General features: G+C 50.3%; 17 protein-coding genes. 14 read left to right on the top strand and 3 right to left on the bottom strand.

The window, feature by feature from the left end:
* Positions 1–14: 14 nt before the first annotated feature.
* The gene (locus EIH22_RS06785) at positions 15–893 is read right to left on the bottom strand and encodes a hypothetical protein (RefSeq protein ID WP_124055040.1); all 879 of its coding nucleotides are present in this window, start codon (positions 891–893) and stop codon (positions 15–17) included.
* Positions 894–1,001: 108 nt separating this feature from the next.
* On the opposite strand from EIH22_RS06785, the gene EIH22_RS06780 reads away from it, so the two are divergent.
* The 6 genes from EIH22_RS06780 to EIH22_RS06755 all read left to right on the top strand — a co-directional run bounded on the left by EIH22_RS06780 (position 1,002) and on the right by EIH22_RS06755 (position 7,585).
* On the top strand, positions 1,002–1,523 hold the full coding sequence (locus tag EIH22_RS06780) for a ribosome maturation factor RimP (RefSeq protein WP_124055039.1): 522 nt from the start codon (positions 1,002–1,004) through the stop codon (positions 1,521–1,523).
* Entirely contained in the window at positions 1,523–2,509 is a 987-nt protein-coding gene (gene nusA / locus EIH22_RS06775) for a transcription termination factor NusA (RefSeq protein ID WP_124055038.1), read from the top strand. Before EIH22_RS06780 ends, nusA begins: the two co-directional genes overlap by 1 nt.
* Before the next feature lie 133 nt (positions 2,510–2,642).
* Positions 2,643–2,984: a YlxR family protein gene (locus EIH22_RS06770; protein WP_124055037.1), complete on the top strand. Its 342-nt coding sequence runs from the start codon at positions 2,643–2,645 to the stop codon at positions 2,982–2,984.
* A 93-nt stretch (positions 2,985–3,077) separates the two neighbouring features.
* A complete protein-coding gene (infB, locus tag EIH22_RS06765; protein ID WP_124055036.1) occupies positions 3,078–5,960 on the top strand; it encodes a translation initiation factor IF-2 in 2,883 nt (960 codons plus the stop codon).
* A 109-nt stretch (positions 5,961–6,069) separates the two neighbouring features.
* Positions 6,070–6,534, top strand: a complete 465-nt coding sequence (gene rbfA / locus EIH22_RS06760; protein WP_124055035.1) for a 30S ribosome-binding factor RbfA — start codon at positions 6,070–6,072, stop codon at positions 6,532–6,534.
* Complete coding sequence (locus tag EIH22_RS06755) at positions 6,509–7,585, top strand: tRNA pseudouridine synthase B (protein WP_124055034.1); 1,077 nt, start codon at positions 6,509–6,511, stop codon at positions 7,583–7,585. Before rbfA ends, EIH22_RS06755 begins: the two co-directional genes overlap by 26 nt.
* Positions 7,586–7,662: 77 nt before the next feature.
* Here the strand turns inward: EIH22_RS06755 and EIH22_RS06750 are convergent, their stop codons facing one another.
* Positions 7,663–8,247 (bottom strand): DUF421 domain-containing protein, encoded by a 585-nt coding sequence (locus tag EIH22_RS06750; protein ID WP_124055033.1) that lies wholly within the window; start codon positions 8,245–8,247, stop codon positions 7,663–7,665.
* Between the two features lie 173 nt (positions 8,248–8,420).
* On the opposite strand from EIH22_RS06750, the gene EIH22_RS08970 reads away from it, so the two are divergent.
* The 6 genes from EIH22_RS08970 (at position 8,421) to dapB (ending at position 14,906) form a co-directional block, all read left to right on the top strand.
* Positions 8,421–8,642: a hypothetical protein gene (locus tag EIH22_RS08970; protein ID WP_200829203.1), complete on the top strand. Its 222-nt coding sequence runs from the start codon at positions 8,421–8,423 to the stop codon at positions 8,640–8,642.
* A complete protein-coding gene (locus tag EIH22_RS06740; RefSeq protein ID WP_124055032.1) occupies positions 8,643–9,656 on the top strand; it encodes a bifunctional riboflavin kinase/FAD synthetase in 1,014 nt (337 codons plus the stop codon).
* A 138-nt stretch (positions 9,657–9,794) separates the two neighbouring features.
* On the top strand, positions 9,795–10,064 hold the full coding sequence (rpsO, locus tag EIH22_RS06735) for a 30S ribosomal protein S15 (protein WP_124055031.1): 270 nt from the start codon (positions 9,795–9,797) through the stop codon (positions 10,062–10,064).
* Positions 10,065–10,241: 177 nt separating this feature from the next.
* A complete protein-coding gene (locus EIH22_RS06730) occupies positions 10,242–12,626 on the top strand; it encodes a polyribonucleotide nucleotidyltransferase (RefSeq protein WP_124055030.1) in 2,385 nt (794 codons plus the stop codon).
* A 206-nt stretch (positions 12,627–12,832) separates the two neighbouring features.
* Entirely contained in the window at positions 12,833–14,149 is a 1,317-nt protein-coding gene (locus tag EIH22_RS06725) for a M16 family metallopeptidase (protein ID WP_235001803.1), read from the top strand.
* A 16-nt stretch (positions 14,150–14,165) separates the two neighbouring features.
* Positions 14,166–14,906 carry a 4-hydroxy-tetrahydrodipicolinate reductase gene (gene dapB, locus EIH22_RS06720; RefSeq protein WP_124055029.1) on the top strand — a complete coding sequence of 247 codons (741 nt, stop codon included), beginning with the start codon at positions 14,166–14,168 and terminating at the stop codon, positions 14,904–14,906.
* A 99-nt stretch (positions 14,907–15,005) separates the two neighbouring features.
* Here the strand turns inward: dapB and EIH22_RS06715 are convergent, their stop codons facing one another.
* Positions 15,006–15,590, bottom strand: coding sequence for a GNAT family N-acetyltransferase (locus EIH22_RS06715; RefSeq protein ID WP_124055028.1), 585 nt, complete (start codon positions 15,588–15,590; stop codon positions 15,006–15,008).
* A gap of 77 nt (positions 15,591–15,667) precedes the next feature.
* Between EIH22_RS06715 and dapA the strand changes: the two genes are divergently transcribed.
* Positions 15,668–16,570: a 4-hydroxy-tetrahydrodipicolinate synthase gene (dapA, locus tag EIH22_RS06710; protein WP_124055027.1), complete on the top strand. Its 903-nt coding sequence runs from the start codon at positions 15,668–15,670 to the stop codon at positions 16,568–16,570.
* A 109-nt stretch (positions 16,571–16,679) separates the two neighbouring features.
* Positions 16,680–18,326 (top strand): ribonuclease J, encoded by a 1,647-nt coding sequence (locus EIH22_RS06705; RefSeq protein ID WP_124055164.1) that lies wholly within the window; start codon positions 16,680–16,682, stop codon positions 18,324–18,326.
* Positions 18,327–18,552: the final 226 nt, after the last annotated feature.

The following is an 18,552-nucleotide window of genomic DNA, read 5'->3' as shown; positions in this document are numbered from 1 at the left end:
TTTTCGATTGTTTATTAAGGTTGATACCCGGGGGTGGCCGGTGTATCCGGTGAGAGAGTCAGATAAACAAAAGCAACCGTCTGTGCAAGAGCAGCCCGTTGCTCCTCATCGGCTTTCCCTGAAACGCTAATGAGTTCACGGGAAATCAAATCAGCGAGTTTGACGTCTGTTGAAGGAAGTTTGGCAAGTGGAGCGCTGGTGAGTGGCGTTCCAGCATGAATTGAATCCGAAATAACGCGATCTAAAAAGGCAATTATTTCAAGATCTTTTCCGCGCTGATCACGTGGCTTTTGGCTAGTTGCCATCTCAAGCCACTGGCGGAATTCCTCAAGGCGTTTGAGCACGTCTTGGGTCATCAAGGAAGTAATCTTTGAAGACTGTGGAAGAGCAATGCTAACCGACTGTGGGGAGATTTTTGCACCAATAATGAGTGCGCTTGCGCTTATTGAAGTTGAGAGTTGCGATTGTTCAGGAGATTCGCTGATCTTTCGAATAGAGGAAGAATATTTCTCTAACTCTTTCCCCAGTGATGCAGGATCGGCAGGAAATGCAGAAACATCGATTTTAGGGTTGCTCTGGTCCGCTGGTGCCTTAGCTGGCCACGGGATCCAAATTCCACCTAGTTGTTTTTCCCATTCTTCCCCGACCTTGCCAAGAGATACAAGATTTGGATCTGCTTGGGATGTATTAATCAGACGCTGAGTGAGAATCGCTAAATCTTGGCGGTTAGATTCTGAATGCGAGGGGGAGGGGAGTGAAGGTGTGGCATTCTCCATTCGCGTCTCCATAGCAATCATTCCCAGAGCGAAAAGCGCGAGTGCAACGAGCAAACTCGCGCCAAATTTTAGTCTCGAAATAAATACTGATTTCCTAGATGTATTGCTGGAGTTCATATATTTCTTTCGTTATTGGCTTCGCTGGTTTGTGAATATATTAATCATATCCGCGATTTTCAGTCCTCCAGCTGTGACACTTGGGCAATACAACGGTAATCTAAGACTATGGCAGAAAAAAATAGCACCTTGACGGCAGCGCTCGTTCAACTACTTGAACCCGTGGTGGCTAGCTTCGATCTTTTCTTGGAAGATGTGAAGGTAGTGCATGCGGGTAAGCACACTGTGGTTCGCGTCGTCGTCGATCTAGAGTCGGGACCCGGAGGAATCGATTCTGCCCTGTTGACGGATGTATCTCGCGAAATCTCAAGCAAGCTCGATGAAACCGACCCTATTTCAACTGAATACAGCTTGGAAGTTTCCACCCCTGGTGCGGATAGGGCTTTGGTTGAGCCTCGCCACTATTCACGTGCTGTGGGGCGATTGATCCACATGGTGAAGGCTGACGGCAAAGAAATGACTGGACGTCTGGTCGAATTTAATGGTGTGGACCTGCATGTTGTTCCTCAGATAAAGAAGAACAAACAATTAGTGGATGGTGATGAATGTACACTGTCCCTCAACGACGTTGCCAAGGCTCGCGTTGTGGTAGAACTTAAGAAATTTGAAGCTGAGGAAGAGGACCGATAATGGATATTTCAATGAATGAGCTTCGGATTGTTGAATCCGAACTCGGCATCGACTTGGGTGTATTGATCGAAGCCATTGAGGATGCGCTTCTTCATGCTTACCAGCGTGTTCCGGGTGCAGTGCGTGGATCACGTGTTGAACTCAATCGCACCACCGGCAAGGTTTCTGTTTTCGCCCCTGAAGTTGACGAAAACAATCAAGTGATCGGTGAGTTTGACGATACTCCTAATGACTTTGGACGCATCGCCACCGCTACGGCTCGTTCAATCATCGCTCAGCGTCTTCGTGATGCGGAAAGCGCCCGTGTACTTGGTAGCTTCCAAGGAAAGCAAGGTCAAATCATTTCGGGTGTTGTCGAAGGAAACGCAGGCAGTGGTGAATCTCGAGACCTTTTCGTGGAGCTTGGCGAGAACCGCGGAATTCTTCGTGCTGAAGAGCAGGTACCATCAGAGCATTATCGTCACGGCGATCTAATTCGCGCCTTGATCTTGGATATTTCTGTGGGTCCGCGCGGTGCATCGATTCGCCTTTCGAGGTCCCACCCTGACTTCGTTCGTCAACTGTTCGAAACTGAAGTACCTGAAATCGCCAAGGGTACGGTCGAAATCGTTGCGCTTGCTCGTGAAGCTGGGCATCGCTCAAAGGTTGCGGTATGGTCTTCTGATCCAAACGTTGCCGCCAAGGGCGCCGCGATTGGGCACAACGCTCAACGAGTGCGCGCCGTCACTCAGGAATTGAACGGTGAGAAGATCGACGTTGTAGAATACGATGACGACCCGGCAGCCTTCATTGCGGCTGCACTTTCGCCAGCGAAGGTGCTACGCGTGGATATTCTCAACAAAGATATGCGCCAAGCATTAGCAATTGTTCCCGACGATCAAGCGTCATTGGCAATTGGAAAAGAAGCACAGAACGTTCGCCTCGCTGCGAAATTAACCGCGTGGTCCATCGATATCCGGAAGGAATCTGAAGACCCACGCGCATAGGCACGGTGTTTCGCATCTTTGCCGGTGGTAACTGCCCAGTGTTGGTTTTCTGTAGGTAGTGAGCGTATTCACCCTTTGTGATGACTCGTTGTGTGCAGGAAATGACCCACTTATCAGGTAGTCTTATATATGTATGTCTAAAAACTTGTCCTCTATGCCGGTTCTGGGAACGCAAGCCTCGGCAGTAGCCCAGGAGCCCTCACGAACATGTATCGGGTGCAAGAATAAAGATGTACGTTCCCAAATGCTTCGTTTGAAAGCGGTCGAAACTGATTTACGTATGAGGATCAGAATTGAACCGCATTCGGCAACGTTAGGGCGAGGTGCGTGGATCCATAAAAATCCACGTTGCTTTGCACAAGCAAGAAAGCGTCGAGCTTTTTCGGTGGCTTTCCGAACTTCGTTACCTTTCGACATCTCCGAATTAACGGATGCATTTGACAGTCAGATTTCAACTAACAATGAAAGCGGGTAGAAAGCCGATGGGCACCCGATGAGTACCCAGCGATGAGCTGCCAACTAACAATGGTCTGACGCCACTGAGCGCGGACCAAACCGAAGGAGAACTGTGGCCAAGGTCCGCGTCCATGAACTCGCCAAAGAGTTAGGGATTCCAAGTAAGAAGCTTTTGGAAACCCTTAAAGAGAACGGCGAATTCGTAAAATCCGCGTCTTCAACAATTGAAGCGCCTGTCGTGCGTCGTGCACGTGAATATTTCGAAAAGCATCCTGAGGAGCTTCCTTCGACTGCAAAAGAGCAGTCAGCTCCCAAAACCGATGCTACAAAAAAGCCTGCTGCAAAACCGAGTGCAGCTAAGAACTCTACCCCTGCTCCCACGGAAGCTAAGTCCGCTGATAAAGAGCAGCAGGACATCCAAAAGGAAGCCGCGCCTAAGAAGGTTACTTCCGCTAAACCGGGCGTGAAGCCAGCAGCTCGCACTTCAGCTCCGTCCGCTGAGCACTCGCAAAAACCAAGTGCAAAGCCTGCCGCAAAGTCAGCTTCAGCGTCGCCTAAGCCACCACGCCCACAGCGTTCGATGGCAACGCCCGGTGAAGCTCATCGCAGTGCTGAAGCTGCTCGCGAATCCGCGCCACCACGCCCACAGGCTCGCGGTGCTCGAAAGGGGATGCCTCGTCCAGGTAACTCGCCTTTCTCTTCTCGCCAAGGAATGGGCCGTAACGGTCAAGGGCAGGGTCAGGGCCGTGGTCCTCGTCCAGGCAATTCACCATTCTCGAACCAGCAGGGCATGAACCGTCGCGGTGAAGGCGCTGGCGAGGCTCGTCCAAACAACCGCGATAACCGCGGTGGTAATACCGGTGGTCCACGTAAGAACGATTCGGCTCGTCCATCACGTTCGGGGCCACGTCCATCGCCAAATATGATGCCGGATCAGATCCAGCCACCAACCGAAAACCGTGGTGGTCGTGGTGGTCGCGGTGGCCAGGGCGGCTTCCGTGGTGGTCAAAATGGTCCAGCTCGTGGTGGCGGTTTTACCCGTTCAGGTGGAAAAGCCCGTGGTGGCTCAACCGCTGGTGCATTCGGACGTCAAGGTGGCGGAAACCGTAAGTCGCGTCGCTCGAAGCGTAATGAATTCGAAGAGCAGCAGTCTCCGATGCTCGCAGGTGTGCAGGTGCCACGTGGTGACGGCTCTACCGTCGTCCGTGTACGTGCCGGTGCATCGCTTGCTGACTTCGCTGAAAAGATTGGTGCAGACCCAGCTGCGCTGGTAACTGTTTTGTTCCGTATGGGAGAAATGGCTACTGCGAACCAGTCGTTGGACGAAGATACTTTCCAGCTTCTTGGCTCCGAACTCGGCTATGACATCAAGATTATGAGCGCCGAGGACGAAGATCGTGAGATTCTTGAAGCCTTTGACATCGATATCGATGCTGAGCGTGCTGGAGAGTCCGAGGAAGATCGCACTCCTCGTCCACCAGTTGTTACTGTTATGGGTCACGTTGATCACGGTAAAACCAAGTTGCTGGACGCTATCCGTAACGCGGATGTTGTAGAAGGCGAAGCCGGCGGAATCACCCAGAATATTGGCGCTTACCAGACGCGTGTGGAGATCGACGGCGTCGAACGTCGTATCACGTTCATCGATACGCCAGGCCACGAAGCATTCACCCAAATGCGTGCCCGTGGTGCAGACGTCACCGACGTTGCTGTTTTGGTTGTTGCTGCTAACGACGGCGTCATGCCACAGACGGTTGAAGCAATCAACCACGTAAAGGCTGCTAATGTGCCTATCGTGGTTGCGGTCAACAAGATCGACGTTGACGGAGCAAACCCTGCAAAGGTTCGTGCTCAGCTTACCGAATATGGCTTGGTTGCGGAAGAATATGGTGGAGATGTTGCCTTCGTTGATATCTCAGCTAAGCAGCGTACTAATATCGGTGAATTACTTGAGACGATCGTTGCGACTTCTGATATCTTGGTTGCTCCTTCGGCAAATGCTGAAAAGCCAGCACGTGGTGTAGCCATTGAAGCAAAGCTCGATCAGGGTCGTGGATCCGTCATTACCGCGCTTATCCAGGATGGAACTCTCCGAATCGGAGATTCCATCGTGGTTGGCACTGCCTATGGTCGTGTTCGTGCAATGATTGATGAACATGGTGCGCGTGTAGAAGCAGCCGGACCGTCACGTCCGGTTCAGGTTCTCGGACTAACTTCGGTTCCAGGAGCTGGTGACCAGCTTATCGTTGCCGACGACGACAGAACCGCACGTCAAATCGCCGAACGCCGTGAAGCTGCGAAGCGAGCTGCTACCTTGGCTAAGCGTCGCAAGCGTATTTCGCTTGAAGATCTCACAGCTGCTATTGAAGAAGGCAAGGTTGAAAACCTCAACCTCATCATCAAGGGTGACTCTTCTGGCTCGGTTGAAGCACTTGAATCTTCATTGCTTGACATCGAAGTTGGTGGGGATGAAGTCCAGCTCAACGTGATCCACCGTGGTGTAGGTGCAATTACACAATCGGACGTCGATCTTGCAACGGTTGATAACGCTGTCATCATCGGATACAACGTTCGCCCAGCCGAACGCGTGTCGGATCTTGCTGACCGTGAAGGTGTAGAGATGAAATTCTACTCCGTCATCTACGACGCGATTAACGATGTTGAAGATGCACTCAAAGGCAAACTTAAGCCGATTTACGAAGAAGTTGAACTTGGAACTGCTGAGATCCGTCAGGTATTTAAGTCGGGCAAGTTTGGAAACATTGCTGGTTCTATCGTCAGAAGCGGTACCATCAAACGTCACACCAAGGCACGCTTGGTTCGTGACGGTGCAGTTATCGCTCCAGATCTTGAAATTATTTCTTTGCGTCGTGAAAAGGATGACGTAACTGAAGTTCGTGAAGGCTACGAGTGTGGTATCACCCTCGGTCACAAGGATATCCGCGAAGGTGACAAGATCGAGACTTGGGAGATGCGCGAAAAGCCTCGCGACTAAATCCATCTCGTGATTTAGTGGGGTGTCCAAAATTGAATGCTGGGCACCCCACTGTTCATAAATATGAACACATAAAAGTGAATAGATCAGAAAATAAGGGGAGTTAGCAATGGCTAATCCACGTGCAGCTCGAGTAGCTGATCAAATTAAGCAGATCGTGGCTCGCATGATCGACTCAAAACTCAAAGATCCTCGTTTGGGCATGGTTACCATTACCGACGTACGCGTGAGCGGAGATCTCCAGCATGCAACGGTTTTTTACACAGTCTACGGATCTGAAGAAGATAGGCGTCAATCTGCGTCGGCTTTGGAATCGGCAAAGGGAATGATTCGCTCAACCGTTGGTGGACAACTCGGGTTACGGTTGACTCCGAGCATTGAATTTGTTCTTGACGCGCTTCCAGAAACCGCTCGCTCAATTGAAGATGCTCTAGTAGCTGCGAAGTTCCATGACGAGCAAGTTCGCAAGCTTGCCGAGTCAGCTACGCCGGTTGCTGGCGAAGACCCGTACCGCAAGCCTCGCGTTCTTGATGAAGAAGTGGAAGAGGATGTCGAAGAAACAGACGAAGTCTGAGGGTGGTCGTCCCCGTCGGCACATGCCGTGGGGAGATCTGCCACGTGCCGAGCACACCGCCCCGGATGGAATTATCGTGATTGACAAAGATCAAGGTGTAACCTCTCACGATGTGGTTGGCGCAGTGCGTCGTCTTGCTGGAACTCGAAAGGTGGGACACGCAGGTACCTTAGACCCTATGGCAACTGGCCTCTTGACAATCGGGGTTGGCAAAGCTACTAGGCTTCTTAACTACCTGATGGGTTGTAACAAGACATATCGGACGACGATTTGTCTAGGTGTTTCTACCACTACGGAAGACGCCGAAGGAGAACCTATCTTTCCCGCTAAGGAAGATGTCTGCCCTGATTTCTTTAAGGTCATCCAACGTTTCCGGGTTGGTGAATCCCAAGCCGATACAGGAGATAATGCGGAGATCTACAGCCGTCTGCGCCAGGCGCGTGAATCGCTTCTTGGAGAAATCGATCAAGTGCCGTCACTAGTTTCGGCGATTAAAATCGACGGTAAACGTGCTTATGAACGGGTGCGTGATGGAGAAGAGTTTATAATTCCCGCTCGTCGCATTTGTATCGACCGCTTTGACTTCCTTTCAGAGCTCAGAGCCGGTCCAGTCATTTCAGTTGGTGGCAATGATTTTCCAACCATCGAAATTGATGCAGAAGTGACTTGTTCAGCGGGAACATATATTCGAGCGTTAGCTAGGGATTTTGGTGCAACGCTCGGTATGCCGGCCCATATACGAATGCTTCGGCGAATTAAGGTCGGAGATTTTGATGTGGCTAATGCTTATAGCGTTGCACAACTCAACGATATCTTGAACGATAAAGGTGAAATACCAGTTATTCCACTTGCACAAGCTGCTGGATTGGTAATGGCGACTGCAAGTATCTCAAAAGACCAAAAAACTGCAATTAGTTTTGGCCAATTTATCGAAATACCTGAACAGTCATATCCAGTTGCCCTTGTTTGTGATGACGAGCTAGTTGCGATCGGGGAAAAACGTGGAAAGAAAACGCGTCCCGTCGTCGTCTTTTCTTCGCGAGACGGCTGATCTACTCACTAAGCTCATCGGCTCGATCTTGCTATAGGTATTTCGTAGGCAAACGGCTAGGGCGGACTCTGTTATTTTTAGCGTGGTTTTGTGGCATCGACTTGCCGGATAAATGTATACGGAATTTGTTCTGCATCACGTACATTAACCAGTAGGTCCGAATCAATTAGATGTTCACGGGTGAGAATAGACAGGCGTCCCGAAGGTTCGAGGATAACGGCGGCAACTAGACTTGATGAATGAACCCCTCGTTCGCGCAACTGGGAGAAAAGCTCCGAATGTGTGGTGTGGGTTTTCTTCATATTTTGTTCAAGGATTCGCTCGCCTGCCATGAGGACGACGGCGGGGCTGTTGATAAAGTGATCACCACGTTGATAGTTCGCCAGGCTTCCCACGGTGTGATGAAGGAACAAGAGGGTAAAGAAAGCGATAATTCCGCTGGCTAACGTCGGTATTGGGCCGAGGGCTGTTCGGGCAATAATCGCGCCGAATAGGAGCACCATAAGGGTATCGAATGTGGTCAGACCTGCGAGTAATCGTTGCCCCAAAATTCTAGTAACGACTAGGAATATAAGATAGATGCACATCGTGGAGAGGGCCACGGCGAGCACGCCTTCCCAGGTAATTCCAAGCCATGAGGCTAATCCATGTGGATAGGTCATCGCATTTTCCTCTCGATTTGTTTCACCTTGTGTGCCATGGGGATTGATTTTTCATCAATATCTTGCCAGCGAAATTATTCTACCAGTGCTCGAAAACTGTATTCTGGCACTAAAACTAAGGCACTGGGACGTTCAGCAAGAATTAGTCTGGTTCGCGCTTTAAGATAGAAGCTATGGAAAATACTCAAGAAGTCAAGAATGGTTGCGGGTGTGGTAGTCATGGTCACGGAGGCCACGGACACGGGCATTCACGTGGACACGGTGGTTGTGGTGGCGGAAACTGTGGTTGCGGTGGCCGTGGCAAACGTCCTGGCGTAGTGACCGAAGCAACTCCTAAAAATGCTCCCCAAGATATTTCTGGGGGTCGTACTCAGCTAGGACTTCGTGGTAAGTAAATGGAGATTTGGAAACATCCCAGTGATGTGCCAAGTGACCTAGCCAATACGGTAGTAACAATTGGGATCTTTGATGGTGTTCATCGAGGTCATCACGCGATTCTTGCCAAAACGGTAGCTGTTGCTCAAGAAAAACACAGTTACGCGATTGCGCTTACGTTCGATCCTCATCCGCGTCTCGTCCATAATCCCGACGAAAAGCTGAACCTGGTTTCTTCGTTAGAAGATCGTATCCAACGTTTGGAATCTGCTGGTATTGACGCTGTCTATGTCCAACACTACGATCTAAGCTACGCTGAGCTTTCGCCTAACGATTTCATTCAACACCAGTTGATTGATGAGCTCCATGCGGGCAGCGTCGTCGTGGGTGAAGACGTTCGGTTTGGTCAGCACAACAGTGGCGACGGCGTCTTCCTTCTTCACGAGGGAACGCGCCTAGGCTTAGACGTTTACTTGATAGATGATCTGTGTGACGATGACGGTCGTCGCTGGTCTTCAACATGGGTTAGGGAATTACTCTCTAAAGGTGACGTTGGTGGGGCAGCACATGTTCTCGGACGGCCGCATCGCATCCGAGGGATCGTTCAGCATGGTTTCAAACGAGGCAGAGAACTTGGGTTCCCAACTGCAAATCTGACGGGTAATAACCTTGGTGAGGTGCCTGTTGAAGGTGTTTACGCTGGATGGCTGGTGCAGAAGGTTCCTGGAACTGACGCTAATGTTTACCTTCCGGCAGCAATTTCGGTGGGGGATAATCCGCAATTTGATGGAAAACAGCGAACAGTTGAGGCTCACGTCTTGGGTCGAAGTGACCTAGACTTGTACGGAGAAGAAATCGCTGTTGATTTCATTGAATGGTTGCGTCCGATGGTGAAGTTCGATTCCGTCGACTCGCTTCTTCACCAGATGGATGAAGATTTGCGCCGGAGCGCAGAGATCTTGGGTGTTCCAGTTGCGAAGCGAGTTGACCCTAAATCAGTAACAGCTGGAATTAACTTGCATTTGCCGCGGTGAGCGCGAAGTCACGACGGTAAATGCTGCTTTGGCTTGAACGGCATGATAGGCTTACAGAGCCGTTAGATCGGCCATGGAGTGTCATCGCTCAGGAGAATATGCCCTGGGCTCCGTGCAACGAGAAAGAAGGAGAATCGTATGGCTCTCTCTAAAGAGATCAAAGATGAAATCATCAAGGAATACGCAACACATGAGGGCGACACTGGTTCCCCTGAAGTTCAGGTTGCGCTTCTGTCCGCTCGCATCAAGGAGCTAACGGAACACTTCCGTACGCACAAGCATGATCACCACTCACGTCGTGGTTTGATGCTTCTCATTGGTAAGCGTAAGCGTCTTCTCGCTTATCTTGCTGCTGAAGATATCGAGCGTTACCGCTCCCTAATCTCACGTCTTGGCCTTCGCCGCTGACGTTACATCGGCCCGGGCTGTGAGGTCCGGGCCGATAGTCTAAAAACTGAATAATACAAACAAGAAGAAGTCCTTCGCCTTCGGATCCGGTCTTCGGTTGTGGTGGGCGGTTCAAAGTTGAACCGAGCATGATAATCGACGGCCGTATCAGGCAAGGCAAATCAAAGAGGAGGTCCCATGGAGGGTCCTGACGTCAAATTCGCCGAAGCAACCATCGATAATGGCAAGTTCGGCACCCGTAAAATCCGTTTCGAAACCGGTCTGCTTGCTCGCCAAGCTGCTGGTTGTGCTTTGGCATACCTCGACGACGAAACCGTTGTTCTTTCTGCAACTGCAGTTTCATCCCAGCCTAAGGAACACTTCGATTTCTTCCCGCTGACGGTTGATGTTGAAGAGCGTTCTTACGCAGCGGGTCGTATCCCAGGATCGTTCTTCCGCCGTGAAGGACGCCCAGGAACAGAAGCAATTTTGGCAGCTCGTCTTATCGACCGTCCGCTACGCCCAGCCTTCGTGAAGGGATTGCGTAACGAGGTTCAGGTTGTTGCTACGGTTCTCGCTATTCATCCAGACGATGCTTATGACGTTGTAGCAATTAACGCCGCATCGATGTCTACCCAGCTCTCTGGCTTGCCGTTCTCTGGTCCTATTGGTGGTGTACGTATCTCGCTCATTGATGGGCAGTGGGTTGCATTCCCACGCTACTCGGAGGAGCCAAAGGCAACATTTACCATGGTCGTTGCAGGTCGAATTGTTGAAGATGACATTGCAATCATGATGGTTGAAGCTGAAGGCGGAGAAAACGCTGTTGCTAACATTGCCAAGGGCGGAACCGTTCCAACTGAAGAAGTTGTTGCTGAAGGTCTTGAAGCTGCTAAGAAATTCATTCGTGTTCTTTGTGAAGCACAGAGCGAACTTGCTGAGCAGGCAGCGAAGGAAACCCAAGAGTACCCGCTTTTCCCAGCTTACGAAGATGAAGAATTCGAGGCAGTTGGTGCACAGATCGGTGACCGTTTCGCTCCTTTACACGGCATCGTCGACAAACACGAGCGTGACGATAAGCTCAACGATGTGACTGAAGCTATCGTTGAAGAGCTCATTGAGCGATTCCCAGAGCGTGAACAGCCGTTGGCTTTGGCAGTTAACGCACATTGGAAGAAGGAAATGCGTAACCGCGTCCTTACCGAAGGCATCCGTATGGACGGACGTACCCCAGTTGAGATCCGTACCATCACTGCTGAAGCAAGTGTGCTTCCGCGCGTTCACGGCTCGGCACTTTTCCAGCGTGGTGAAACCCAGATTATGGGTGTCACCACCTTGAATATGCTCAAGATGGAACAGCAGCTCGATAACCTTTCACCGGTCACCACCAAGCGCTACATCCATCACTACAACTTCCCACCATACTCAACTGGTGAAGTTGGTCGAGTTGGTTCACCTAAGCGTCGCGAAATTGGACACGGCATGCTCGCTGAGCGTGCTTTGGTTCCAGTTCTCCCAGCACGTGATGAATTCCCGTACGCAATCCGTCAAGTGTCCGAAGCACTCGGTTCAAACGGTTCAACTTCGATGGGCTCCGTCTGTGCATCGACGATCTCTTTGCTTAACGCAGGTGTTCCTCTTAAGGCTCCAGTTGCAGGTATTGCAATGGGTCTGATTTCAGGTGAAATCGAGGGTGAACAGCGTTATGTAGCTTTGACCGATATCCTCGGCGCAGAAGATGCACTCGGCGATATGGACTTTAAGGTTGCAGGCACCCGCGAATTTGTTACCGCTCTTCAGCTCGATACCAAGCTCGATGGAATTCCTGCTCAGGTTCTTGCTGCGGCGCTTTCCCAAGCACGTGATGCCCGCTTCGCAATCCTCGATCTCATCGAGGAAGCAATTCCTGAAGTTGAAGAAATGGCTGAAACTGCACCACGTATCATCACTGTGAAAATCCCAGTAGATAAGATCGGTGAAGTTATTGGACCTAAAGGTAAAATGATCAACCAGATCCAAGAAGACACCGGTGCTGACATCACCATCGAGGACGACGGCACAGTCTTTATCGGAGCTACCAACGGGACGGCAGCCGAAGCTGCCCGCCAGACGATCAACTCGATCGCAAACCCACAGATGCCTGAGGTTGGCGAACGCTTCGTTGGAACCGTCGTTAAGACCGCAACTTTCGGTGCATTCATTTCCTTGTCTCCAGGCAAGGATGGCTTGCTCCATATTTCGCAGATTCGTCGCCTTATCGGTGGAAAGCGTGTAGAGAACGTTGAAGATGTTCTTAACGTTGGAGACAAGGTTGAAGTTGAGCTCGCAGAGATCGATCAGCGCGGAAAGCTTTCGCTTCACGCAGTCTTGACAGAAGAGCAGCTCGCTGCTGAAAAGGCTGCCGAAGAGGAGAACAAGGAGCGTCGCGGAAACCGTGAACGTTCTGATCGTGGTGGAGACCGCGCAGATCGTGGAGAGCGCCGTGAGCGCCGCCCACGTGAACGCCGTCGCACCCGTTCTTCGGAGAAGCCGGAGGGTCAAGAAAACCAGTCCAACGAATCTTCTGAAAATTCAGAGGACTGAATCTCGAAACTTTAAATGGTTAAGCTCGAGCATGTCGATGCTCGTGAGAACCTGAATCGGAGTGTTCCCTTGTGGGCTACAATCGCGTAGCCCACAAGGGAACACTTTTTGCTTGCTATAGTTATCGCTTGTAGTTCAAATTATGTTCAAAACTGTTTTGACCGTTGTGAAAGCAAACAACGCCAGCACACTGACAAGGATTATTGATGACGTATTCGCAGATATCGTTACCGCTTGATGATTTTTCAACTATCTCATTCGAAGAAGATGGAATTGTTGGAAATCGTTCGATTCTACCTGGTGGTATACGCGTACTAACTGAAAAAATACCTGGTCAGCGTTCAGTATCTTTGTCATTTTGGATTGGTGCTGGTTCACGCGATGAGCTCGGTGGAGCCGAAGGATCAACTCATTTTCTTGAGCATATGCTTTTTAAAGGAACTAATACTCGTAGTTCACTCGAAATTTCTCAAATTTCTGACTTCTTAGGCGGTGCCATGAATGCGGCAACCGCTCGTCAATATACCTGCTATTACGGTCGGGTATTTGCATCCGATATGCCACAGTTATTGGAACTGCTGGTAGATATGGTTACCGACTCGAAACTTGACTCGCAACAAATGGAAATTGAGCGCGGCGTTATCCTCGAAGAACTAGCCGCCTCGGCGGACGACGTCAGTGAAGTAGCGGAGACTGCAATTCTTCCCTTAATTCTTGGGGAGCACCCACTCGCTCGGCCAGTGGGCGGAACTCGCAAAACCGTGCTTGCTCTCGATCACTCGCATATGCTTGAGCACTACCACGAGTACTACAACTCGCGAGAGCTGGTTGTTACCGCCGCTGGCGATGTTGACCACTCAGAGCTGTGTTCCTTAGTCCAATCTTTGTTGTCTTCGCGTGGGTGGGATCTGTGTGCCGGTACTACTCCATCATCACGACGACGTGCGACCGACGTTTCGTATAGCACCCAAGGAAACGAGTTATACATTCCGCATCCTAGTAATCAGAGTGCAGTTGTGGTGGGAATGCCTGGACTTCAGATTGGGCATCGCGACGAAATCACCATGCTGGCTTTGGATTCGATCCTTGGTGGAGGAACATCGTCGCGGCTCTTCCAAGAAGTACGCGAAAAACGTGGTTTAGCTTATTCCACTTATTCTTGGTTCCTGAACTGGGTTGAAGGAGGAGTCTTTGCCCTCGAAGCAGCGTGTGCAGCTGAAAATACTCGCGAAGTTGCTTCGATCATGCAAGAATCCTTGGAGAAAATTGCTACAGATGGTGTTACCCAGCAAGAAGTCGATACCGCTTATAACCAGCGCCGCGCGCAACTAGTTTTCTCCTCGGAGACGAATGGCTTTAGAAAGAATCGACTTGGCCAAGCTGAAATCATTCGTGGGAACATATGTTCTATTGAAGAGGCCTTACGTCTCTCCAGAGCAGTGACACCGGAAAATATTCAAACGTTGGCAATGAAGCTGGCAGAAAGTCCACGATCCGTCGTAATCTGTGGAGCAGAAGGATAGGAATTAAGGTCGAACTATGAAAGTTGCGGTTGTTGGAGCGCGAGGGCGGATGGGATCTTCCGTCGTCGAAGCAGTTAATAATGCGGCGGATCTGGAGCTAGTCGCTGCTCTGGATGCTGACTCAGAGCTCAACGAAGAGAATCTGCACGGCGCAGAGGTAGCGGTTGAGTTCACCGTTCCTTCGGTGACCGATGGAAACGTCCATCGACTTTTGGACGCGGGTGTTAACGTCGTCGTCGGTACTACTGGGTGGACACCGGAACGTCTTGGCGAAGTTGAGCGCCACGCAAAAGAAGTTGGAAAGAGCGTTTTTATTGCCCCTAACTTCTCGATTTCAGCCGTACTTGTTATGCATTTTTCAAAGCAGGCAGCGGCTTGTTTTGAGTCGGTTGAAGTAATTGAACTTCATCACCCGAATAAAGTAGATGCGCCCTCTGGAACTGCATTAACGACGGCGCAAGGGATTGCCGAAGTACGTAAAGCCGCCGGAATGACTCCGTGCCCTGATGCAACTGAAAATGACCCGATGGGTGCGCGTGGTGCTGATGTTGAGGGAGTCCGGGTGCATGCCGTGCGATTACGCGGTCTAAACGCCCACGAAGAAGTCGTATTCGGGAACCCCGGGGAACAACTGATTTTGCGCCAAGATTCTTTTGATCGTGCTTCGTTTATGCCAGGTGTTTTGCTAGCGGTACGAAAGGTGGCTCAGCACCCAGGGTTAACCTTTGGGCTCGATTCTTTGCTTGAGTTGTCTTAGTAATTCTAGATTTCCTAACAGTGGACTATGCCCTACTAAGCGATGTTTGGTGCCAGAAGCCAGGAACTTGATGCTAATAAGCTGAAAAATGGCGACGATTTAGAAAGTCGTCCACCACAGATGTTGCGTAACTTCTTCGCTATCGATTTCAAAGGATCGTCGTAAACCGCGTGGTGCGAAACCGGCTGCGTCAAGCATCCGAGTGGCATCGTCGTCGGTTGGGAACACCCAAATATAGGTCTCGTTGCCTTGATCATTGGCGATGATGTCGGTGATGGCGGCAAGCATTCGAGCGGCATGATCTGGATCTTTGGCTCCTGAATCGACGTCGAAATTTAAAATTTCATATGCGTTTCGTTCTCGTTCAAAGAATTCTGAATCAGGAGCGAAGCGTTGGTCATCTGCTAAGTTGATTGCCTCAGTGGGAGCGATTGCCGCAAAGCCACAAATCTTATCGCTATCGACTGCAACTAGAATATGGTGTCGTGCAGAGGGCATATTGCTGAGCGTTTGCGCCCACGTCGCGGCGAATGCATTAGCGTCAATCTGAGCTACGCTTTCGGCAGATAACGGTGCCTCGATTGCGCGGACAAGCGACTCGTGCATCGATCGCGCTTGAATTCGACCGATTGCATCGGCGTCTTTGGGTTGAGCTGGACGTACAGATTTCAACGTTTCATTCACACGACTATTCTTGCAGAATGCGTCCCATATATCGAAAGATCCGTGAACTTGTGGAATTGACCCGCTAGGGTAATGACATGACACACAGTTTAACGCCTCAGCGTCCATTTGGTTCGGTCTCAGTTGCGATGGTAACACCGTTTTTCGACGATGGTTCCATCGATTTAGTTTCTGCCCAGAACCTGGCACGAAAACTCGTTGATGACGGATGTGATGCACTGGTGTTGTCCGGAACCACGGGGGAGTCTCCAACGACTCACCAGCCGGAGAAGGACGATCTAGTTGCTGCCGTTAAAGAGGCTGTTGGCGAATGTGCGATGATCATTTGTGGAGCGGGATCGAACGATACTGCCCACGCCATCAGGATCGCCGAAGGAGCTGCACGCTCTGGCGCGGATGGTCTTCTTGTGGTTGCACCATATTATAATCGCCCTTCCCAAGAGGGCGTCTACCGGCATGTGTGTGCGGTAACCGAAGCAACTGATTTGCCTGTTATGCTTTACGATATCCCTGGTCGAACAGGTGTGAAGATAGAGATGGATACGTTGCAGCGCCTGGCGCAGCACGAACAGATTTTGGCTGTTAAAGACGCAACTGGAGATGTTGCAGCTGGCTTCAAGAAAATGACTGAGACTGGGCTTGCATACTACTCTGGCGATGACTCACTGAACTTTGCTTGGCTTGCTCACGGAGCAGTTGGCGTGGTTTCTGTTGCTGGTCATATTATTGCTAGGAGTCTCCGTAAGCTCGTTTCTGAAGTTGATTCAGGAGATCTCCCAGCTGCACGTGAAGAATTTGCAAAGCAGATCCCGCTTATCGATGCGATCATGGGCGCGGGGCAAGGAGCTGTTATGGCAAAGGAAGCCTTGGCAATGCTCGGTGATATTACGATGCCGACCGTGCGCCTTCCTTTGGTGCCTGCGGCTACTGACCAGAGAAAATCTCTCCGCGAAGCATTGGTTCAAGAAGGTCTTCTTTAATTCGACGTATGTTTGGGGTGCAAAGGCTGAGGGTTTACTCGAAGCTGTGACTGATCGAGGAATATGCGATAATAAAGGTGTGAGTAAACAAAATACGCCCCCAGAAGTCATGCCGGATACCGTACGAATTGTCCCACTAGGTGGTCTTGGCGATATCGGGCGTAACATGACTGTTTTCGAATGTAACGGACGCTTGCTCATAGTCGACTGTGGTGTGCTTTTTCCAGAGGAGAACCAACCGGGTGTTGATTTAATTCTTCCTGACTTCGAGTACATTGAAGATCGGTTGGACGACGTCGACGGCATCATTTTAACCCATGGGCACGAGGACCATATTGGGGCAGTGCCTTACCTGCTTCGACTTCGTAAAGACATCCCAATTATTGGTTCTCAGTTAACTATTGCGCTTGTAGAGGCCAAGTTGGCGGAACACAAGATCCAGCCTTTTTCGCTTGTTGTTAAAGAAGGCGATATTGAACAGGTTGGTGAATTTGAGTGTGAATTCATTGCTGTTAACCATTCTATTCCTGACGCACTAGCGGTATTCATGCGTAGCGCGGGTGGAAATATCCTTGTCACTGGCGATTTCAAGATGGATCAACTTCCACTCGATGGAAGGATTACTGACCTTCGGGCTTTCGCACGCGCAGGTGAAGAAGGTGTGGACCTCTTCATGGTTGATTCAACCAATGCCGAAGTCCCTGGTTTTGTTCGATCTGAAGGAGAAATTGGCCCGGTTCTCGAATCTGTCTTTGCCCAAGCACATGGACAAATTGTGGTAGCCTCTTTCGCTTCCCACGTACATCGCGTACAGCAGGTCCTCGACGCGGCCGCTAAGTTCGGGCGTAAAGTTTGCTTTGTGGGGCGCTCGATGGTGCGAAATATGGGAATTGCCGCTGAACTTGGTTACCTTACCGTGCCGCCACAGACCTTAATCGATATGAAAGATATTGAGTCGGTTCCGGACCATGATCGAGTTTTCATGTCTACCGGATCGCAAGGTGAGCCGATGGCAGTTCTTGCACGTATTGCTTCGGGGACGCATAAGCGCATAGGCATCGGTCCTGGTGATACCGTAATCTTTGCGTCTTCCCTTATCCCTGGCAATGAAAACTCCGTGTTTAGGTTAATTAATGGATTGACGAAACTTGGCGCCAAGGTGGTTCACCAAGGTAATGCTGCTGTTCATGTTTCTGGTCATTCTGCTCAAGGAGAGTTGTTTTACGCATACAACATCGTTGAACCTGAAAACGTCATGCCTATCCATGGCGAAGCTCGACACCTCGTAGCAAACGGATCGCTGGCTGTTAAAACCGGTGTTCCAGCAGATAACGTGCTTCTTTGTGAGGACGGAAATGTAGTTGACCTTCATGACGGCGTCGCTAAGGTTGTAGGTAAGATTCCATGCGGATACGTATTTGTAGATGGATCTTCGGTGGGTGAAATTGGTGAAGCAGAACTCACCGACCGTAGGACGCTTGGTCAAGAAGGCTTTATCGCCATCTTTGCAGTAGTTGATGCACAAGAGAGAGTGATCATAACAGGACCACATATCCAGGCACGTGGAATGGCTGAAGATGATTCAGTATTCGATGAAATCTTGCCAGATGTAACCATAGCGCTTGAAAAAGCGGTTCAAAATGAAAGCACTGATGCCTACCAGATGCAACAGGCTATGCGACGAGTCATTGGGCGTTGGGCAGCTCGTAAACTACGGCGTTCACCGATGATCATCCCGACTGTGATAGAGGCTTAATTCTTCTACACTTAGTTCTGCGTCGTTGGGTTTCACGAAAAATTTCGTGAAACCCAACGATCTTTTTCATGAACTCTCTATTTATCTGGGTATGAACTGGTAACGAGAGAAGTCCGAAGTCCTCACGCCCAACAAAATAGTGTGAGCTCCTGTGACCTTTGGTTTATCGGCGTGGTGAACACGCATCGGTTTTTAGTAGGACCTAGGCTATAAAATGATTATGCCT

This window comes from Arcanobacterium ihumii, assembly GCF_900604515.1.
GTDB classification, from domain to species: domain Bacteria; phylum Actinomycetota; class Actinomycetes; order Actinomycetales; family Actinomycetaceae; genus Arcanobacterium_A; species Arcanobacterium_A ihumii.
The sequence above is the reverse complement of the archived record's forward strand: the minus strand, read 5'-3'. Positions and strand labels throughout refer to the sequence as shown.

Excerpts from the sequence above, each read along its gene's own strand:
- EIH22_RS06785 (WP_124055040.1), bottom strand. The coding sequence starts at position 893 with ATGAACTCCAGCAATACATCTAGGAAATCAGTATTTATTTCGAGACTA.
- EIH22_RS06780 (WP_124055039.1), top strand. The coding sequence starts at position 1,002 with ATGGCAGAAAAAAATAGCACCTTGACGGCAGCGCTCGTTCAACTACTT.
- nusA (WP_124055038.1), top strand. The coding sequence starts at position 1,523 with ATGGATATTTCAATGAATGAGCTTCGGATTGTTGAATCCGAACTCGGC.
- EIH22_RS06770 (WP_124055037.1), top strand. The coding sequence starts at position 2,643 with ATGTCTAAAAACTTGTCCTCTATGCCGGTTCTGGGAACGCAAGCCTCG.
- rbfA (WP_124055035.1), top strand. The coding sequence starts at position 6,070 with ATGGCTAATCCACGTGCAGCTCGAGTAGCTGATCAAATTAAGCAGATC.
- EIH22_RS06755 (WP_124055034.1), top strand. The coding sequence starts at position 6,509 with ATGTCGAAGAAACAGACGAAGTCTGAGGGTGGTCGTCCCCGTCGGCAC.
- EIH22_RS06750 (WP_124055033.1), bottom strand. The coding sequence starts at position 8,247 with ATGACCTATCCACATGGATTAGCCTCATGGCTTGGAATTACCTGGGAA.
- EIH22_RS08970 (WP_200829203.1), top strand. The coding sequence starts at position 8,421 with ATGGAAAATACTCAAGAAGTCAAGAATGGTTGCGGGTGTGGTAGTCAT.
- EIH22_RS06740 (WP_124055032.1), top strand. The coding sequence starts at position 8,643 with ATGGAGATTTGGAAACATCCCAGTGATGTGCCAAGTGACCTAGCCAAT.
- rpsO (WP_124055031.1), top strand. The coding sequence starts at position 9,795 with ATGGCTCTCTCTAAAGAGATCAAAGATGAAATCATCAAGGAATACGCA.
- EIH22_RS06730 (WP_124055030.1), top strand. The coding sequence starts at position 10,242 with ATGGAGGGTCCTGACGTCAAATTCGCCGAAGCAACCATCGATAATGGC.
- EIH22_RS06725 (WP_235001803.1), top strand. The coding sequence starts at position 12,833 with ATGACGTATTCGCAGATATCGTTACCGCTTGATGATTTTTCAACTATC.
- dapB (WP_124055029.1), top strand. The coding sequence starts at position 14,166 with ATGAAAGTTGCGGTTGTTGGAGCGCGAGGGCGGATGGGATCTTCCGTC.
- dapA (WP_124055027.1), top strand. The coding sequence starts at position 15,668 with ATGACACACAGTTTAACGCCTCAGCGTCCATTTGGTTCGGTCTCAGTT.
- EIH22_RS06705 (WP_124055164.1), top strand. The coding sequence starts at position 16,680 with ATGCCGGATACCGTACGAATTGTCCCACTAGGTGGTCTTGGCGATATC.